Below are 13,328 nucleotides of genomic sequence, written 5' to 3'. Positions count from 1 at the left end.
GGCTGACCGGGCCGTTTCCTTGGGGCCGTCGGAGGTGTCCGAGCGGGCGGCTCGGCTGCGGGATACGTTGCGGCAGGAGCTGACGGCGTAGGGGGGGGTTCGCCCCCGCCGCCCCTTCCCGTCCCGTCCCTGGGGGCTGCCGCCCCCAGACCCCCGCTTCGGCCTGGGCGGCCTCGTCCTCAAACGCCGGACGGGCTGATGGTGCCGGACCGGGCTGCGAAATGAAGGGCGCTGACCTGCGCTGTTAAACGATTTGCTTCTCTCGGTACGACTGACGTAGTGTCGTGTTTACCGACGCGGGGTGGAGCAGCTCGGTAGCTCGCTGGGCTCATAACCCAGAGGTCGCAGGTTCAAATCCTGTCCCCGCTACTGAAGGCCGAGGGCCGGAATCCGAAAGGGTTCCGGCCCTCGGCGTTTCTACGGCTGGTGGCCCACCGCCTCCTCGTACAGCGAGCGGTCCACAGTCCGTGACTCCGGGAGCGCGGCCCCCTTCGACACCCCCGCCGCCTTGTACGCGGCCTGCAACCGCGTCGTCGTCCCCGCGCGGATCTCCCAGTCCATGCCGAGCGACGGGGTCGACTTCAGGACCGCCTCGTCCGTCTTCAGGAGTTTCGCGAGGTACGTGACGAAGGCGGGGTCGCTCTTGTAGTCGCCCGCGAAGTACGTGCTCACCGTGCGGATGTAGGCCCGGAGGAGGGCCACGCCGGCGTCCACGTCGTCGTGCAGGAGGCTACGGCCATACAGCATGCCGCCCAGGGGTTCGCCGAGGGGCTGACCGCCCAGGAAGGCGTAGGCGGGATTGTCGTCGACCTTGCGCCAGACCGGGTCCAGGAGCCACGCGGAGTCGACGCCGCCGTTCTGTAGGGCGGTGAGGACGTCGGCCGAACCGAGCTGCTGGTACTGGATCTTGTCGAGGCCGCCGCCGTGGGTCGCGAGGGCCTTCTCCATGGGGTACGCGATCACCGAGCCCTTGCCGATCATCGTGCCCATCCTGCGGCCCGCCATCCGGACGTCCGCCGCCGCCTCGCCCTTCTTCAGCTTCACCCACAGACCGCTCTTCGACTCGGGGTCGGGCGAGAAGTTCCCGGCGACCCACTTGATGTCGAAACCGCCCTTGACGCCGTTCATGACGGCCGCCTCGGGGGCCGCCCACATCGCGTCGATGTCCCCCTTGGCCACCAGGGGGAGCGCGTCCGGTGTCGGGAGCACCTTGAGCGTGACGTCCAGGCCCTCCTTCTTGAACTCACCCTTGTCCAGGGCGACTTCGAGCGGGGCCACATACTCCGCGCTCAGCGTCCCCGTGGCGATCGTCACCTTCCGCGTTTTGGGGAGGGGTTGCGGGGCGGGGGTGAGTGGCTTGCAGCGGGCCGGGGTGCGGGTGGGGGAGAGGTCTGCCGGGTCCGTCCAGGAGGACTTGCCGCAGCCGGTCACGGGTTCGACCGTGCGGTTGCCGACGGCCGCAGCGCCCGAACTCCCTGAGTCGTCCGCGTACTTGGACGAACAGCCCGCCGACGCCAGCACCGCCGCCACGACGACCACCACACCGTACGCACGCCGTCTCACGACTGCCCCCGTCCTCGGTCCCGCGGTGCCCACGGTGTGAGCAACCGGCCCGCCACCCGCACCAGTTCGGAGAAGATGACCCCCAGCACCGCGACGCACAGGATGCCCACGAACATCACGTCGTTCTGGAACAGCGCGCGGGAGTCGAAGATCAGGTGGCCGAGGCCGTCGGTCGCGGCGATCTGTTCCGAGGCGACGATGACCAGGACGGCCACACCCGCCGCGATCCGCGCGCCTACGAGGACCGCGGGGAGGGAGGCGGGGAGGAGGACGTGGCGGAACATCTGCCACGGGGTCGCGCCGAAGACCCGGCCCGCGTCGCGGTGGCCGGAGGGGATTGCGACGACCGCCGACATCGTCGAGATCCACACGAAGAAGAAGACAGTGGCGGCCACCAGCGCCAGTTGCGGGCCCTCTCCCAGGCCGAACATGTTCAGGAAGACCGGCAGCAGGGCCAGCTTCGGTACGACGTACAGGGCGTCCAACAGCGGTTCCAGCGCGGCCCGGACGAGCGAGAGGGAGCCCATCAGCAGGCCCAGGGCGTAGCCGGCCGCCGTGCCGATCGCGTAACCGCCCAGGACGCGCCGGGTGGTGGCCCACACATCCGGCCACAGGTCGCCGGCGATGGCCCGGTCCCAGCCGTCGGAGAAGATCGTGGACGGGGCCGGGTAGACGCGGGGGTCGATCCAGCCCTGGCCGGCGGCCAGTTGCCACCACAGGATCAGGGCGAGCGGTACGGCCACGGCGAGGGACAGTTCCAGTGCGCGCCGGCGACGGTGGGTGCGTACGGGATGGAGTTCGTGAGGGCCGGGGCGGCGGACCAGGACCGATTCCTCGCGGCCGGGGGCGATCGTGGTCATGCGGGCACCGCCTCCTTCCGTAGCAGCTCCCACAACTCGCTTTTCAGGGCGGTGAATTCGGGGGTGTCCCGGATGTCGCCGGTGCGCGGGCGCGGGAACGGCGGGCGGTGTTCGGCGATGATCCGGCCCGGGCGCGCGGACATCACCAGTACCCGGTCACCGAGCACGAGCGCCTCCTCCAGGCTGTGCGTGATGAAGAGGGTGGTGGTGCGCAACGCCTGGGTGAGGTCGAGGAGTTCGTCCTGGAGGATCGTGCGGAGCTGGGCGTCGAGGGCGGCGAACGGCTCGTCCATCAGCAGGAGTTCGGGTTCTACGGCGAGTGCGCGGGCGATGGCGACGCGCTGGCGCATGCCGCCGGAGAGGGTCGCGGGGTAGGCGTCCGCGAAGTCGGCGAGGCCCATGCGGGTCAGCCACTCGTCAGCGCGGGCGTTGGCCTCGCGGCGCGGGACGCGCTGGATGTCCAGGCCGAAGCGGACGTTGGCGCGGACCGACTTCCAGTCGTAGATGCCGTAGTCCTGGAAGATCATGGCCGCCGGGCGGAGGCTGGATGTGCGGATCTCCAGGGTGCCGGTGCTGGGGCGCAGGAGGCCCGCGGCAATGCGCAGGAGGGTGGATTTTCCGCAGCCGGACGGGCCGACCAGGCAGACGAACTCGCCGGGGGCGACGCTGAGTTCGAGCGGGCCGAGGGCATGGACCTGGTGCGGGGCGCGGCCGAAGGTGCGGGTGAGTTGGGTGGCGTGGAGTTTTGGGTGCCGGTCTCCCACGGTTGCTCCTTGCGGAGTGCGGAGTGCGGAGTGCGGTGCGTCTGTTTGCACGGGTGGGGTGCCGCACGACGATATGACGGTCCGCCAGATTCGGGAAGTCCGTGGGCAGCACGAAGCCCTGGTATCCGTCCGTGTCGAACGGATACCGGGGCTCGCGGGAGGACTTGCTACGCGCTCGCGCAGTTCGGGCACAGCCCGCGGTACGTCACCTCGACGTCCGAGACCGTGAAGCCGAAGCGCTCCGAGTCGGGGAGGTCGGCGAGGGGGTTGCCGCCCGGGTGGACGTCGCGGATCTGGCCGCAGTTGGCGCAGACCAGGTGGTGGTGCGGGCTGTGCGCGTTCGGGTCGTAGCGCTTGGCCCGCTTGTCGGTGGCGACTTCGAGCACCTCACCGAGGGAGACCAGCTCGCCGAGTGTGTTGTAGACCGTCGCCCGGGAGATCTCCGGGAGCTTGGCCACGGCGCGGGAGTGGACCTCGTCGGCGGTCAGGTGGACGTGGTCGCCGTCGAGCACTTCGGCCACGACGCGCCGCTGTGCGGTCATCCGCCATCCGCGTCCGCGCAGCCGCTCCAGAAGGTCACTCATGCAGGCCAGCCTAACAGCAACGTGACCAGTTCCCGAATAGGTGTGACTTTGGAGGACTGCTGGACTTGGACTGAATCCAACTGTTGGGATCAGGGGTTGTCAGGCCGGCACCTGCTGTCGTGCGGGTGCCCAGCAGCGGATGATGTCGCGGACCGAGACGATGCCGGCGGGCTCGGCGCGGTCGAGGACGATGAGGTGGCGGAAACCGCCGTGGGCCATGGCGCTCGCCGCGTCCTCCAGGGTCCAGGCCGGGGTGGCGAACACGACGTCGGTGGTGGTGTGGGCGTCGGCGCGCTCGGTGTCCGGGTTCTGGCCCTTGCCGAGCGAGTTGAGGATGTCCCGTTCGGTGAGGATGCCGATGCCGCCGGCGTCCGGATCGAGGACCACGGCCGCGCCGACATGGCGCGAGGACATCAGGGCGGCTGCCTGGCGGAGGGTGTGGGCGGGGCCGATGGTGAGGACCACCGTGCTCATGGCGTCGCGGACCAGCATGGGATGAGGCCACCTCCTAGGGAATCCGGGGTTGCTCACGGACCCTTGAGATCTTTTGAGACCTTCGGGTCCGTTAGTTACCGGATTCACAAGTTCACAAGTGGGGGGACTCTCAGAGTCGCAGGTAAAGCACGGGTCAACAAGAGGGCGCGCGTGGCCGGTTGGGGGCGTGTGCAGGCGTCACGTGGTGCTTAGTAGCGCATGTATTGATCGTGCTCGGCGGTGAGGTGGGGGGTCACCCTCCACTCCGCCGACGAGCTGCGCGGTTGCGGCCGTCGTTGGTCGTTGCTGGTCGTCGGTGGCCAGCCTCGGACGGTCCGCAGACGGCCCGGCGAGGCCGCCGTGGCAATGCTCAGCCCTTCTCCGGACATCAGTTTGGGAAGCTGCGGGTCTTTGCGGCTGGTTGTGGCGCCGACCTGGGTGAACGGCCGGGCGGTGACCGCGTCTGGCCTGTTGCTTTCACTGTGATTCCCCGTTGTTCCCCCTTGGTCTGGTGCGGTTGTGGTGCAGAGGCAGACTGCGCGCCAGCGTCTGTCAGGAGCGGTCGTGGATGATCCCCGTTCCGTACGATGTGCCGCCGTCGGGGTGCTCGTGGGGGAGTGGAGCCTGCACGAACTGGGTGCGGCGCTCGTTGGACGCGCCGATCTCCTGGTAATTGCGGCTGGCGTTTCGGAGGCTCAGACCGTGGTTGGGTCCTCCTCGGACTTCTTCCGCGTCGTGCTCATCCTGGCCGTCGTCCTCCCAGATACGGACCGGGCAGATCTCGTACGCTTCGCGCCCGGCAAGGGTGATGAAGCCGCAGCAAGGGCAGCGTACGGTCCGCCCTCGGCGCTACCCCGGACATTGACGTAAGTCACGGCTGCATCCTTGGCAGTTAGATGTCTCGTACAACCCGTGCGCCCCCATGCCTCAGTCCGCCGATAGACGCTCCTGCACAGCCTCTTTGGCGGTTGGCTGGGCGCCCTTATGGTCATTAGGTAGGAGAGCGCTGAGTACGCTTCCGCGCTCGTTGGTTCTGGCGCGCGTGCAGCCGGCCAGGTGGTCCGTTGGTCGTCGCCATGGAGTAGGCGGGGCGAGACGTGGCAGAGACTTGGGTCCCTCGGCTGGTCGCGAAGTTCGGGATCGAGTGCAGGGATCGTCTCGGCATCGGTGGGCCAGAAGCCGCTATCAGCACCCCTGTCGAAGATCTACTTCGTTCGATGGCTGCGCGCCTTCATCACGAATTGCACCTTCATCCTGAAGTGCGACGCCCCGATCTCGGTGTCCGTCCTGATTTCGCGGCCCGTCTGGGTAATCGACAAGACATTATTGGTTATCTGGAACTGAAGCGACCAGATCGCGCCGTGACTCGCGCGGGTCTGCGCGGACGTGACCTACGGCAGTGGGAGACGATGACCCGGCTCGCCAACGTTCTGTATACAAATGGCGTTTCCTGGGTTCTCTACCGCCATGGTGAAGCAGTTCACACTGTTCACCTCCAAGGAGATCTATCCACTGCAGGGAAGAGTTTATCTACCCCGGATACGGATGGCGCATCCTTCCTGCTCATGGTTCAAGAATTCCTGATGTGGCAGCCGAAGCCTATTGAGAGTGTTCGAGATCTAGTAAAGGCGGCGGCACCTCTGTGTCGACTGCTCAAGGAAGAAGTGATTGAGCAGCTTGCCTTCGAAGCCCAGCTTCCTTTGCGTGAGTCTGCAAGGGGGTCGAGTAAGTGGTTTACGGCGCTCGCTAGGGACTGGGAACAGATCCTTTTTCCTCGCGAATCCGAGGAAAGTGATCGTCTTACTGATTTCGCGGACCGCTACGCACAAGCTGTCACTCACTCGCTGATTCTGGCCCGAGTTGAGGGAATCGATATTGCTAGCCAGAGTCTCCATGAGGTTGGAAGGCAACTAGGCGCCGAGCACACAGTCATGGGGCGATCCCTGCAGATTCTCACAGATCAGATAAGTGAACAGTTCGGTAATTGCCTTGATATGCTGGTAAAGATCATCGGTGCAGTGCGATGGGAAACGATTCGCGAGCGAGAACCGGACGCACATGTCCACTTGTATGAGAACTTCCTGGAAGAATATGACAGTAAGCTCCGGAGAAAGTCAGGAACGTACTACACGCCCGTGCCGCTGGTAGATCACATGGTGCGACTAACCGAGGAAGTCCTGGAGAGTCGGCTGGGGCGTTCTCGTGGATTGGCAGACAGTCAAGTAACTATCGTCGACCCAGCGATGGGTAGCGGGAGTTTTCTCAGCGCGGTTATCGACAGAGTCGCTGGGCGGTGGCAGCACGAAGACGATGGGGAGAGGGTCGAGGCGCTCGACAGCCTCGCACGACGACTCGTCGGTTTTGAAAATCAGATGGGCGCCTTTGCCGTCGCCGAGATGAGAGTGACACAGGCTCTCTATCGGCAGAAAACCCGCCTGCACTTGAAGGATATGCACTTGCATCTCGCCGACACACTATCCGACCCCTGGGGTGAGAATTCGGTGCCTGACCTGGGTGCGGTGTATGCAGACTTAATTGCAGATCGCCGATTGGCCGACCGAATCAAGCAGACTGATCCCGTAACCGTGGTCATCGGGAACCCACCTTTTGTGGAGAAGGCCAGTGGTAAGGGCGGGTGGATCGAAAGTGGATCCCGCGGCCACGCACAAGCGGCAGAGACGGGAGGCTGGTTTCTCTCTGAGTACTCAACCCCAGGAGAACCGCTGTTAGATGGCTTCCGCTTGCGTGGTAACGACAGTGTGTATGAGAACAAATTAAGGAGCCAATACGTCTATTTCTGGCGTTGGGCCACGTACAAGGTGTTCGAGCAGCACCGTGCGCAGCGGCAGCAGGGTGTCGGGATCGTGTGTTTCGTCAGCATGGCCGGGTTCCTGAGGGGCAGGGGCTTCAAAGGAATGCGTAACTATCTGCGAAGGACGTGCTCCGAAGGGTGGATAATTGATCTCACGCCCGAGGGGCAACAACCGCCGATATCAACTCGTTTCTTTCCAGGCGTACAGCAGGAGCTCGCCGTCGCGATCTTCGTCCGTAAGGCGAATACCTCCGCTGAAGAGCTCGCGCGCATCCACTACACGGCTTTAACCGGATCACGTGAATCGAAGTATCAACAGTTGTCAGAGCTCACCTTAGACGGTCGACAGTGGCAATTGGCGCGCAATGATCCGTACTCGGATTTCACCGGAGCGCCGCAGAGTTGCTGGGACGAATGCCCCGCATTGGATGAGTTGCTTCCTTGGACGAGAACAGGCGTGACCCCGTCTCGTACATGGGTCTACGCGCCCGACGAAGAGACTTTGATACTTCGCTGGCGACGTCTGATGCATGAGACTGATCCGGTAGTTAAGGCTGAATTGTTCAAGGAGACCCGTGACCGTACGCTTTCTTCTGTCGTAGAGCCCCTGCCGGATCATGCGTATACGCCATATTCCTTGAAGGTCGAGAAAGGTGATTGTCTTGCTCCCGTACAGGTTTGCCTCCGCAGCTTTGATCGGCAGTGGGTAATACCCGACAGCAGGTTATTGGATATGCCTCGCCCTGACTTGTGGCGAGCTATTCGAGAGGATCAGGTATTTATACTTGAGCGGAACTCGCATAGAATCGAACGTGGGCCAGCCTTGGTCTTCTCGTCGCTAATTCCTGACAAGAATGCTTTTAGGGGCAGTGGGGGAGGTCGCGTTTTACCTCTGCGGCATCCTGACGGCACAGCGAACGTGACGCCTGGTCTTCTTCAGCATCTGGCTAACTCATTCCATCTTCCCGAAGTGACCGCAGATGACCTTGCCGCATACATTGCCGCAATAACAGCCCACCCGGCCTTCACTAATCGGTTTGCCGATGAGCTGAATACGCCGGGGATACGGGTACCCCTTACTGGACATAAAGAATTATGGAGTTCTGCAGTATCGCTCGGCCGTCGTGTGATCTGGGCTGCCACTTTCGGTGAGCGATATGTAGACTCTGGTGAGGGGCGCCCGGTCGGCTCTGATGGCCTACGCCGGACACTGCCGGAGCCCATCCTGTATCGACCGGCGATTAACATACATCCCTTGCCATCTAAGGTTGTGTATGACAGTTCTGCTCGAATCTTATGGATCGGGACAGGAGCCTTCCATAACGTCACACAGCGTATGCGTCATTATGCAGTAGACGGTCGCGAGGTCATAGATCGATGGCTAAGCAGCCGTGGGAGCCGACCAACCGGTCGGGTCGGTAGTGGTCTTGACCTAATTCGCAGCGAGAACTGGCGAAGTGAGTGGAGTGATGAACTCATCTGTTTGCTCTCTGTTTTGCGGCACCTCACTGAACTGGAATCTGCGCAGGAAGGCCTGCTTGACCGTGTACTTGAGCAGCCGCTCATCTCGCGATCGGAGTTGACTCGTCGAAGGATTCTCCCCGCTCCGCCTCACGCAGCAAAGCCGCGTCGACCTGCCAGTGACCAGGAAATCTTGCCTGGCATGGCAGAGCATGAGGGCCAAGAGCGCCACGAGGTGCAGCAAATCCCGCCGCCTCAAGAACTGAAGCCCGTAAACGAAGTGAGGCCCGGCCGCATTGGCAAGAAGCAAGTGCCTGGTCGGCCCCGTCGTCACCGGGGAACACGGTGACTGACACTACCGATCTTGAGCTCGGGTTATTGCTCGGCCCGACGACGATCTGAGCCGCCGCCTGAATCGACCCGAGGATACGGCTCAGGGGACGGCAAGGTCTACAGGCGCGGTGACGACGACAAGGAGCAACCGAAGGGTGAATGTAGATCGACCACCGATCTGGGCAAAGCCTGGGCTCAACGCAAGGCTTCGATGGCTTTCACGATCAGAGCGCGAGCGTCCGCGCCGTACACGGCCATGCTGCGCAACCGCTCGAATGCCTTCACGTACAGGGCGATCTCGGAGGGCTGGGTGACGTTGACCTCGGCGGACACCAGCTCGACGGAGACGTGCTTGTCGTCGTAGAGGTGGAAGGTCTCTTCGGGCCAGTGGGTCCGGCGGATGGTCATGGGGATGACGCCGAGGGAGACGGCCGGTAGGGCGCCGGCGGTGAGGAGGTAGCCGAGTTGTGCTGCCATGGCGTCGGGGTCGGCCACCTGGGAGTGCAGGACGGCCTCCTCGACGACCACGACGAAACGGTGTCCCTGTTCGTGGATGATGCGGGAGCGTTCGAGCCGAGCGCGGGCGGCCTCCGCGCTGTCGTCGATGTCCAGGTCGTGGATGCTGGCGGCGATACCCAGGACGGCGAGCGCGTAGCCCTCTGTCTGTAGCAGTCCGGGGACGATGCTGGAGGAGTAGATCCGGAAGTTCTGGGTCTCGCGGGATGCTTGCATCCTGCTGTCCTGGATGTGGCGCAGTCCGGCGCGGACCTGGTCGCGCCATTGCCGGTACATCGACTCGGCGTTGATGGACTGCACGACGAGATCCTGCGCCTGACTGTCCGACCCGGTCGCGGTGCACCAGCTTCGGATGTCGTTCGCGGACGGCCCGGTGAGGGCGTTCTCGATGCGTGAGGTTTTGGAGTAGTGCCAGCCGCACGCGGCAGCCAACTGCACGACCGTCAGGCCGGCTTCCTTGCGGAGGTCGCGCAGCCGGTGGGCGACGGCCTCGCGTGCGGCCTGGGCGGACGAGGAGGGCGAGGCGGGCATGGGTTGGCTGCCGGTGCTTTCTGGTCAGTTGATCTGGTACTGGTCGTGAGGGATTGCGCGCGCCCATACGGCCTCGAAGGACTCGGCGCACAGTTCCGCTGCGGCTGGGTCCTCGGAGATCTCGTGGCCGATCATGGCCCCGTCGCCGGAGAAGTAGCCCCACCGGATCACCTGGTCGTCGAAGAGCCAGAAGTCGTTGCCCGGCAGAGCGATGTCCGAGGCGCGTCGGCGGGGCAACCAGCGCACCTGTTCCCCGGCGTGCACGTTGACGCCGGTGGAGGCGTGTTCGTAGCGGATGTAGTCCGTGGCGGGTTCGGACACGATCCGGGCGCGCCGCACGGTGACGCCGCGCGTCACGGCACGGGAGACCAGGTTCACCCAGGGTGCCCAGTCCTGCGATGCGGGGTCGGTGTCGAGACGGCCGGTCTCCAGCCATGTTCGGAAGTCGTCAGCCTCTGCGGCCACCCCGTAGTGGTCTCGCATCTCAAGGTGCACAGCGGAGCGTGTGCACTCGTCCATGAGTTCAGCGATCGTCGGAACGATCGAGGACATCGCACGCCTCCCTGATCATGTGCACCATCCTGGCAGGGACGCGGACGACGGCCTCGTCCACCGGAATGCCGACGGCATGACCTGGCACTTCGAACGCTGCGCACTCTGCTTCGAGTTGAGGGTCCGGCTTCCACCCCTGGAAGACGAGTTCGCCCTTCTCCTGGTCGACCCAGACGGTCGGTGAGTCTCCGGTCTTGGTGTCGGGGTCGATCCCGATGAACCGTAGCGACACGACTCTCTCCATCCATGAGATGTGCAGTTCTTTGCGACACGCTCCGGCAGCTGGCGTGACTGGTCAAGAGGCCGAACTCGACAATGTCCACGGCTAGTTGGCATGACTGCAAATATCTGCACATTGCTGGCATTGGCGTCCGTCGCACTCCTAGCTTCAAGAGACACGACGAGACCCGGCGACCATGCGAACGGCCCCGGGTGTGGCCGACTGGGCAGGGGTCGACATGGCGAACCGCGCCACCGCAGCATCCGAAGGTACTGAGCGCCGGCAAGTCGATCGCCCTGACATCACCGTCATACGCGAGACCGTGCAGATTCTGCTGGACCCAGACGCCGTGGCGCTGCCCCCAACCGCTGATGAGCTGGAGACGCTGACGCAGATGATCCGGGGCCACCTGGAACTGCTCATCCCCGAGGTCGAGCAGTCCGTCAGGCGGTTGAAGAAGGACAGCATCCCCCGGTACTGCGCGCTCGCCTGCGTAGGCGAGGCGCGGGGAAAACTCCGTGCCGAGCCGACCCGCGGATTCGGCGGAGAAGTCGGCTACGCCCGACGCCTGGCACGCACCTTGAACGCTTTGTGCGACCACTACGAGAACCTTGGAGCGCGCCCGTGACCGCGCCCATCGACGACACCTCGACGTGCTCCGCCGAGTGCGCGCTGGCTGCCCAGGACGGCTACCAGGAACTGCACCACGAATGCCGCCAGACCAAGGACATCCCACTGCCCCACGGAGCCGGCCTGGTCCTCGTACGACGCTGCACCTGTCCCTGCCACACGCGTATAGCGGGTGCGTCATGACTCTGCGCTTCTGCCGCTACTGCGACGAGCCGATCACCGATCCTGACGACGCGGTTCATCTCTGGCACGAGGAGACCATGAGCGGACCGGGGCGGGACGTGTGGGCACACCGTGAGCACGCTGACCTCGTCGAGCCGGACACCACACTGGTACGCATCCTGGCTCGCGTACTGATCGCAGAGCGGAGGAGTTACTGATGCCGAACAACCCTGATGACACGACTCTGGGCTGACCTGCGAGAGTCGCACGCGGGAAACGGTGAACGGCGCGTTCCAGGTTGGCCCGAAGACCGATGACGGCCTAGGGGGCATGGGGAAGGGGGAAACGCCCAGACCATGCCGCAAGCCAGCTCAGTAGCGCATATTGAGATACCCCAGGAACTCGTCGTGCAGGATGCCGTTCGACGCCGCCGCGTTGCCGCTGTGCGGGCCCGGGCGGCCGTCGAGGCCCGTGAAGGTGCCGCCGGCCTCGGTGACGATGATCGCGTTCGCCGCCATGTCCCACAGGGAGAGCTCGGGTTCGGCGCAGATGTCGACCGAGCCCTCGGCGACCATCATGTAGGGCCAGAAGTCGCCGTACGCGCGCGTGCGCCACACCTCGCGGGTCAGGTCCAGGAAGCCGCCGAGCCGGCCCTGGTCCTCCCAGCCGGTGAGCGAGGAGTACGCGAAGGACGCGTCCGCCAGCTTCGAGACCTGGGAGACGCGCAGCCGGGACGCGGAGGACAGGCTGCGGCCGGTGTAGGCGCCGTGGCCCTTCGCGGCCCACCAGCGGCGGCCGAGCGCGGGCGCGGAGACGAGGCCGACGACGGGCTGGTAGCCGCCCTCCGCCGCCTCCGTCAGGGAGATCAGCGTGGCCCACACCGGGACTCCGCGCACGTAGTTCTTGGTGCCGTCGATCGGGTCGATCACCCAGCGGCGGGGGCCGGTGCCCTCGACGCCGTACTCCTCGCCGATGACCGCGTCGCGCGGGCGTGCGCGCTGCAGATGGCCGCGGATGAGTTCCTCGGCGGCCTTGTCCGCCTCGCTGACCGGAGTCATGTCCGGCTTGGTCTCGACCTTGAGATCGAGCGCCTTGAACCGGGCGGTCGTCGCGGCGTCGGCGGCGTCCGCGAGGACGTGGGCGAGGCGCAGGTCATCGTGATAGTCGGCCATGCGTGAACCGTATCTTCAGGGGTCGGGGCGGGGCTACAGGGTCCGGTGGGCGAAACGGGAGGTGGGGCACCGTCACAAGAGCGGCACGGGGGCGCCGAGTCCCTTCCCCGAGCAGCACTTCCGACCGGCACTCTCCCTCAACTCCCGCGCGCAATGGCCGAAGTGCGCCCCCCGGCGCCGCCGTGAACCCTTGACAGTGCTCCCGTGCGCGTCAAATCTGGGCGCAGAGCCGCTCGCCCCCGGGAGGCGAAAGATGCCTGCAGCGCGGGAATCCCTGTTGGACGCCGCCTATACGGCGCTGGCACGCAGGTCGTGGTCCACCGTACGGATGGTGGACGTGGCCGCCGCGGCCGGAGTGTCCCGGCAGACGCTGTACAACGAGTTCGGCAGCAAGGAGGGGCTCGCGCGGGCGCTGGTCAGAAGGGAGGCCGACGGCTATCTCGTCGGCGTCGACCGGGCCCTCGGCGCGTATGCCGACGCCCGTGAGCGGCTGACCGCGACCGCCGAGTGGACCACGTCGGCGGCCCGTGAGAACGCGTTGGTGCGGGCCATGCTCACCGGCTGCTGGAGCGAGAGGCTGCCCTCGCCGACCCTGTCCGCGGTGCCGTCCTCCTCCGCCGTACCGGCACAGCGCCGGGCCGACGGGCCGCTGCCCTCGCCCGGCGACTTCGTGGCCGTCGTCCGCGACCGTGCC

General features: G+C 65.2%; 14 protein-coding genes, 1 tRNA gene and 1 pseudogene. 6 read left to right on the top strand and 10 right to left on the bottom strand.

Translation table 11 applies throughout. The annotated features are described in order from the left end of the window. Window positions 1-295 precede the first annotated feature (295 nt). Window positions 296-369: transfer RNA gene (locus R6V09_RS30485), tRNA-Met, on the top strand. Window positions 370-417: 48 nt separating this feature from the next. Here the strand turns inward: R6V09_RS30485 and R6V09_RS30480 are convergent. From R6V09_RS30480 to R6V09_RS54700, 6 genes and pseudogenes are all read right to left on the bottom strand, one after another. Continuing rightward, a complete protein-coding gene (locus R6V09_RS30480) occupies window positions 418-1,563 on the bottom strand; it encodes an ABC transporter substrate-binding protein (protein ID WP_317884672.1) in 1,146 nt (381 codons plus the stop codon). Next, complete coding sequence (locus tag R6V09_RS30475) at window positions 1,560-2,423, bottom strand: ABC transporter permease (RefSeq protein WP_317884671.1); 864 nt, start codon at window positions 2,421-2,423, stop codon at window positions 1,560-1,562. Before R6V09_RS30475 ends, R6V09_RS30480 begins: the two co-directional genes overlap by 4 nt. Next, window positions 2,420-3,187, bottom strand: a complete 768-nt coding sequence (locus tag R6V09_RS30470) for an ABC transporter ATP-binding protein (RefSeq protein ID WP_317884670.1) — start codon at window positions 3,185-3,187, stop codon at window positions 2,420-2,422. Before R6V09_RS30470 ends, R6V09_RS30475 begins: the two co-directional genes overlap by 4 nt. Window positions 3,188-3,354: 167 nt before the next feature. Continuing rightward, window positions 3,355-3,771: a Fur family transcriptional regulator gene (locus R6V09_RS30465; RefSeq protein ID WP_200689012.1), complete on the bottom strand. Its 417-nt coding sequence runs from the start codon at window positions 3,769-3,771 to the stop codon at window positions 3,355-3,357. Between the two features lie 99 nt (window positions 3,772-3,870). Further along, entirely contained in the window at window positions 3,871-4,263 is a 393-nt protein-coding gene (locus R6V09_RS30460; RefSeq protein WP_317884669.1) for a CBS domain-containing protein, read from the bottom strand. 534 nt (window positions 4,264-4,797) lie between these two features. After that, window positions 4,798-5,064 (bottom strand): annotated as a pseudogene (locus R6V09_RS54700) (CPCC family cysteine-rich protein); the annotation flags it as partial. 278 nt (window positions 5,065-5,342) lie between these two features. Here R6V09_RS54700 and R6V09_RS30455 point away from each other — a divergent pair. Beyond that, complete coding sequence (locus tag R6V09_RS30455; protein ID WP_317884668.1) at window positions 5,343-8,867, top strand: type ISP restriction/modification enzyme; 3,525 nt, start codon at window positions 5,343-5,345, stop codon at window positions 8,865-8,867. Window positions 8,868-9,046: 179 nt separating this feature from the next. Here the strand turns inward: R6V09_RS30455 and R6V09_RS30450 are convergent, their stop codons facing one another. From R6V09_RS30450 to R6V09_RS30440, 3 genes are read right to left on the bottom strand one after another with little or no spacing between them, the layout of a single operon-like run. Further along, a complete protein-coding gene (locus tag R6V09_RS30450; protein ID WP_317884667.1) occupies window positions 9,047-9,898 on the bottom strand; it encodes a helix-turn-helix domain-containing protein in 852 nt (283 codons plus the stop codon). A gap of 24 nt (window positions 9,899-9,922) precedes the next feature. Further along, a complete protein-coding gene (locus R6V09_RS30445) occupies window positions 9,923-10,450 on the bottom strand; it encodes a DUF6879 family protein (RefSeq protein WP_317884666.1) in 528 nt (175 codons plus the stop codon). Further along, a complete protein-coding gene (locus R6V09_RS30440) occupies window positions 10,422-10,682 on the bottom strand; it encodes a hypothetical protein (RefSeq protein WP_317884665.1) in 261 nt (86 codons plus the stop codon). Before R6V09_RS30440 ends, R6V09_RS30445 begins: the two co-directional genes overlap by 29 nt. Window positions 10,683-10,908: 226 nt before the next feature. Between R6V09_RS30440 and R6V09_RS30435 the strand changes: the two genes are divergently transcribed. From R6V09_RS30435 to R6V09_RS30425, 3 genes are read left to right on the top strand one after another with little or no spacing between them, the layout of a single operon-like run. Continuing rightward, window positions 10,909-11,298, top strand: coding sequence for a DUF6415 family natural product biosynthesis protein (locus R6V09_RS30435; protein WP_317884664.1), 390 nt, complete (start codon window positions 10,909-10,911; stop codon window positions 11,296-11,298). After that, entirely contained in the window at window positions 11,295-11,483 is a 189-nt protein-coding gene (locus tag R6V09_RS30430) for a hypothetical protein (protein WP_317884663.1), read from the top strand. The genes R6V09_RS30435 and R6V09_RS30430 overlap by 4 nt, the downstream gene beginning before the upstream one ends. Then, entirely contained in the window at window positions 11,480-11,680 is a 201-nt protein-coding gene (locus R6V09_RS30425; RefSeq protein ID WP_317884662.1) for a hypothetical protein, read from the top strand. Before R6V09_RS30430 ends, R6V09_RS30425 begins: the two co-directional genes overlap by 4 nt. A 153-nt stretch (window positions 11,681-11,833) precedes the next feature. Here R6V09_RS30425 and hisN read toward each other — a convergent pair whose 3' ends face one another. After that, window positions 11,834-12,634: a histidinol-phosphatase gene (hisN, locus tag R6V09_RS30420; protein ID WP_317884661.1), complete on the bottom strand. Its 801-nt coding sequence runs from the start codon at window positions 12,632-12,634 to the stop codon at window positions 11,834-11,836. A gap of 253 nt (window positions 12,635-12,887) precedes the next feature. Between hisN and R6V09_RS30415 the strand changes: the two genes are divergently transcribed. Further along, window positions 12,888-13,328, top strand: a 441-nt coding sequence (locus R6V09_RS30415) for a TetR/AcrR family transcriptional regulator (protein ID WP_317884660.1), incomplete at its 3' end; no start/stop codon positions are given.

It is taken from the genome of Streptomyces sp. W16 (assembly GCF_033194735.1).
Taxonomy (GTDB): Bacteria; Actinomycetota; Actinomycetes; order Streptomycetales; family Streptomycetaceae; genus Streptomyces.
This window is presented reverse-complemented; position numbering and strand designations above follow the sequence as displayed.

Coding starts and splice junctions, on each gene's coding strand:
- R6V09_RS30475 (WP_317884671.1), bottom strand. CDS start 2,423: ATGACCACGATCGCCCCCGGCCGCGAGGAATCGGTCCTGGTCCGCCGC.
- R6V09_RS30465 (WP_200689012.1), bottom strand. CDS start 3,771: ATGAGTGACCTTCTGGAGCGGCTGCGCGGACGCGGATGGCGGATGACC.
- R6V09_RS30460 (WP_317884669.1), bottom strand. CDS start 4,263: ATGCTGGTCCGCGACGCCATGAGCACGGTGGTCCTCACCATCGGCCCC.
- R6V09_RS30450 (WP_317884667.1), bottom strand. CDS start 9,898: ATGCCCGCCTCGCCCTCCTCGTCCGCCCAGGCCGCACGCGAGGCCGTC.
- R6V09_RS30445 (WP_317884666.1), bottom strand. CDS start 10,450: ATGTCCTCGATCGTTCCGACGATCGCTGAACTCATGGACGAGTGCACA.
- R6V09_RS30435 (WP_317884664.1), top strand. CDS start 10,909: ATGGCGAACCGCGCCACCGCAGCATCCGAAGGTACTGAGCGCCGGCAA.
- R6V09_RS30425 (WP_317884662.1), top strand. CDS start 11,480: ATGACTCTGCGCTTCTGCCGCTACTGCGACGAGCCGATCACCGATCCT.
- hisN (WP_317884661.1), bottom strand. CDS start 12,634: ATGGCCGACTATCACGATGACCTGCGCCTCGCCCACGTCCTCGCGGAC.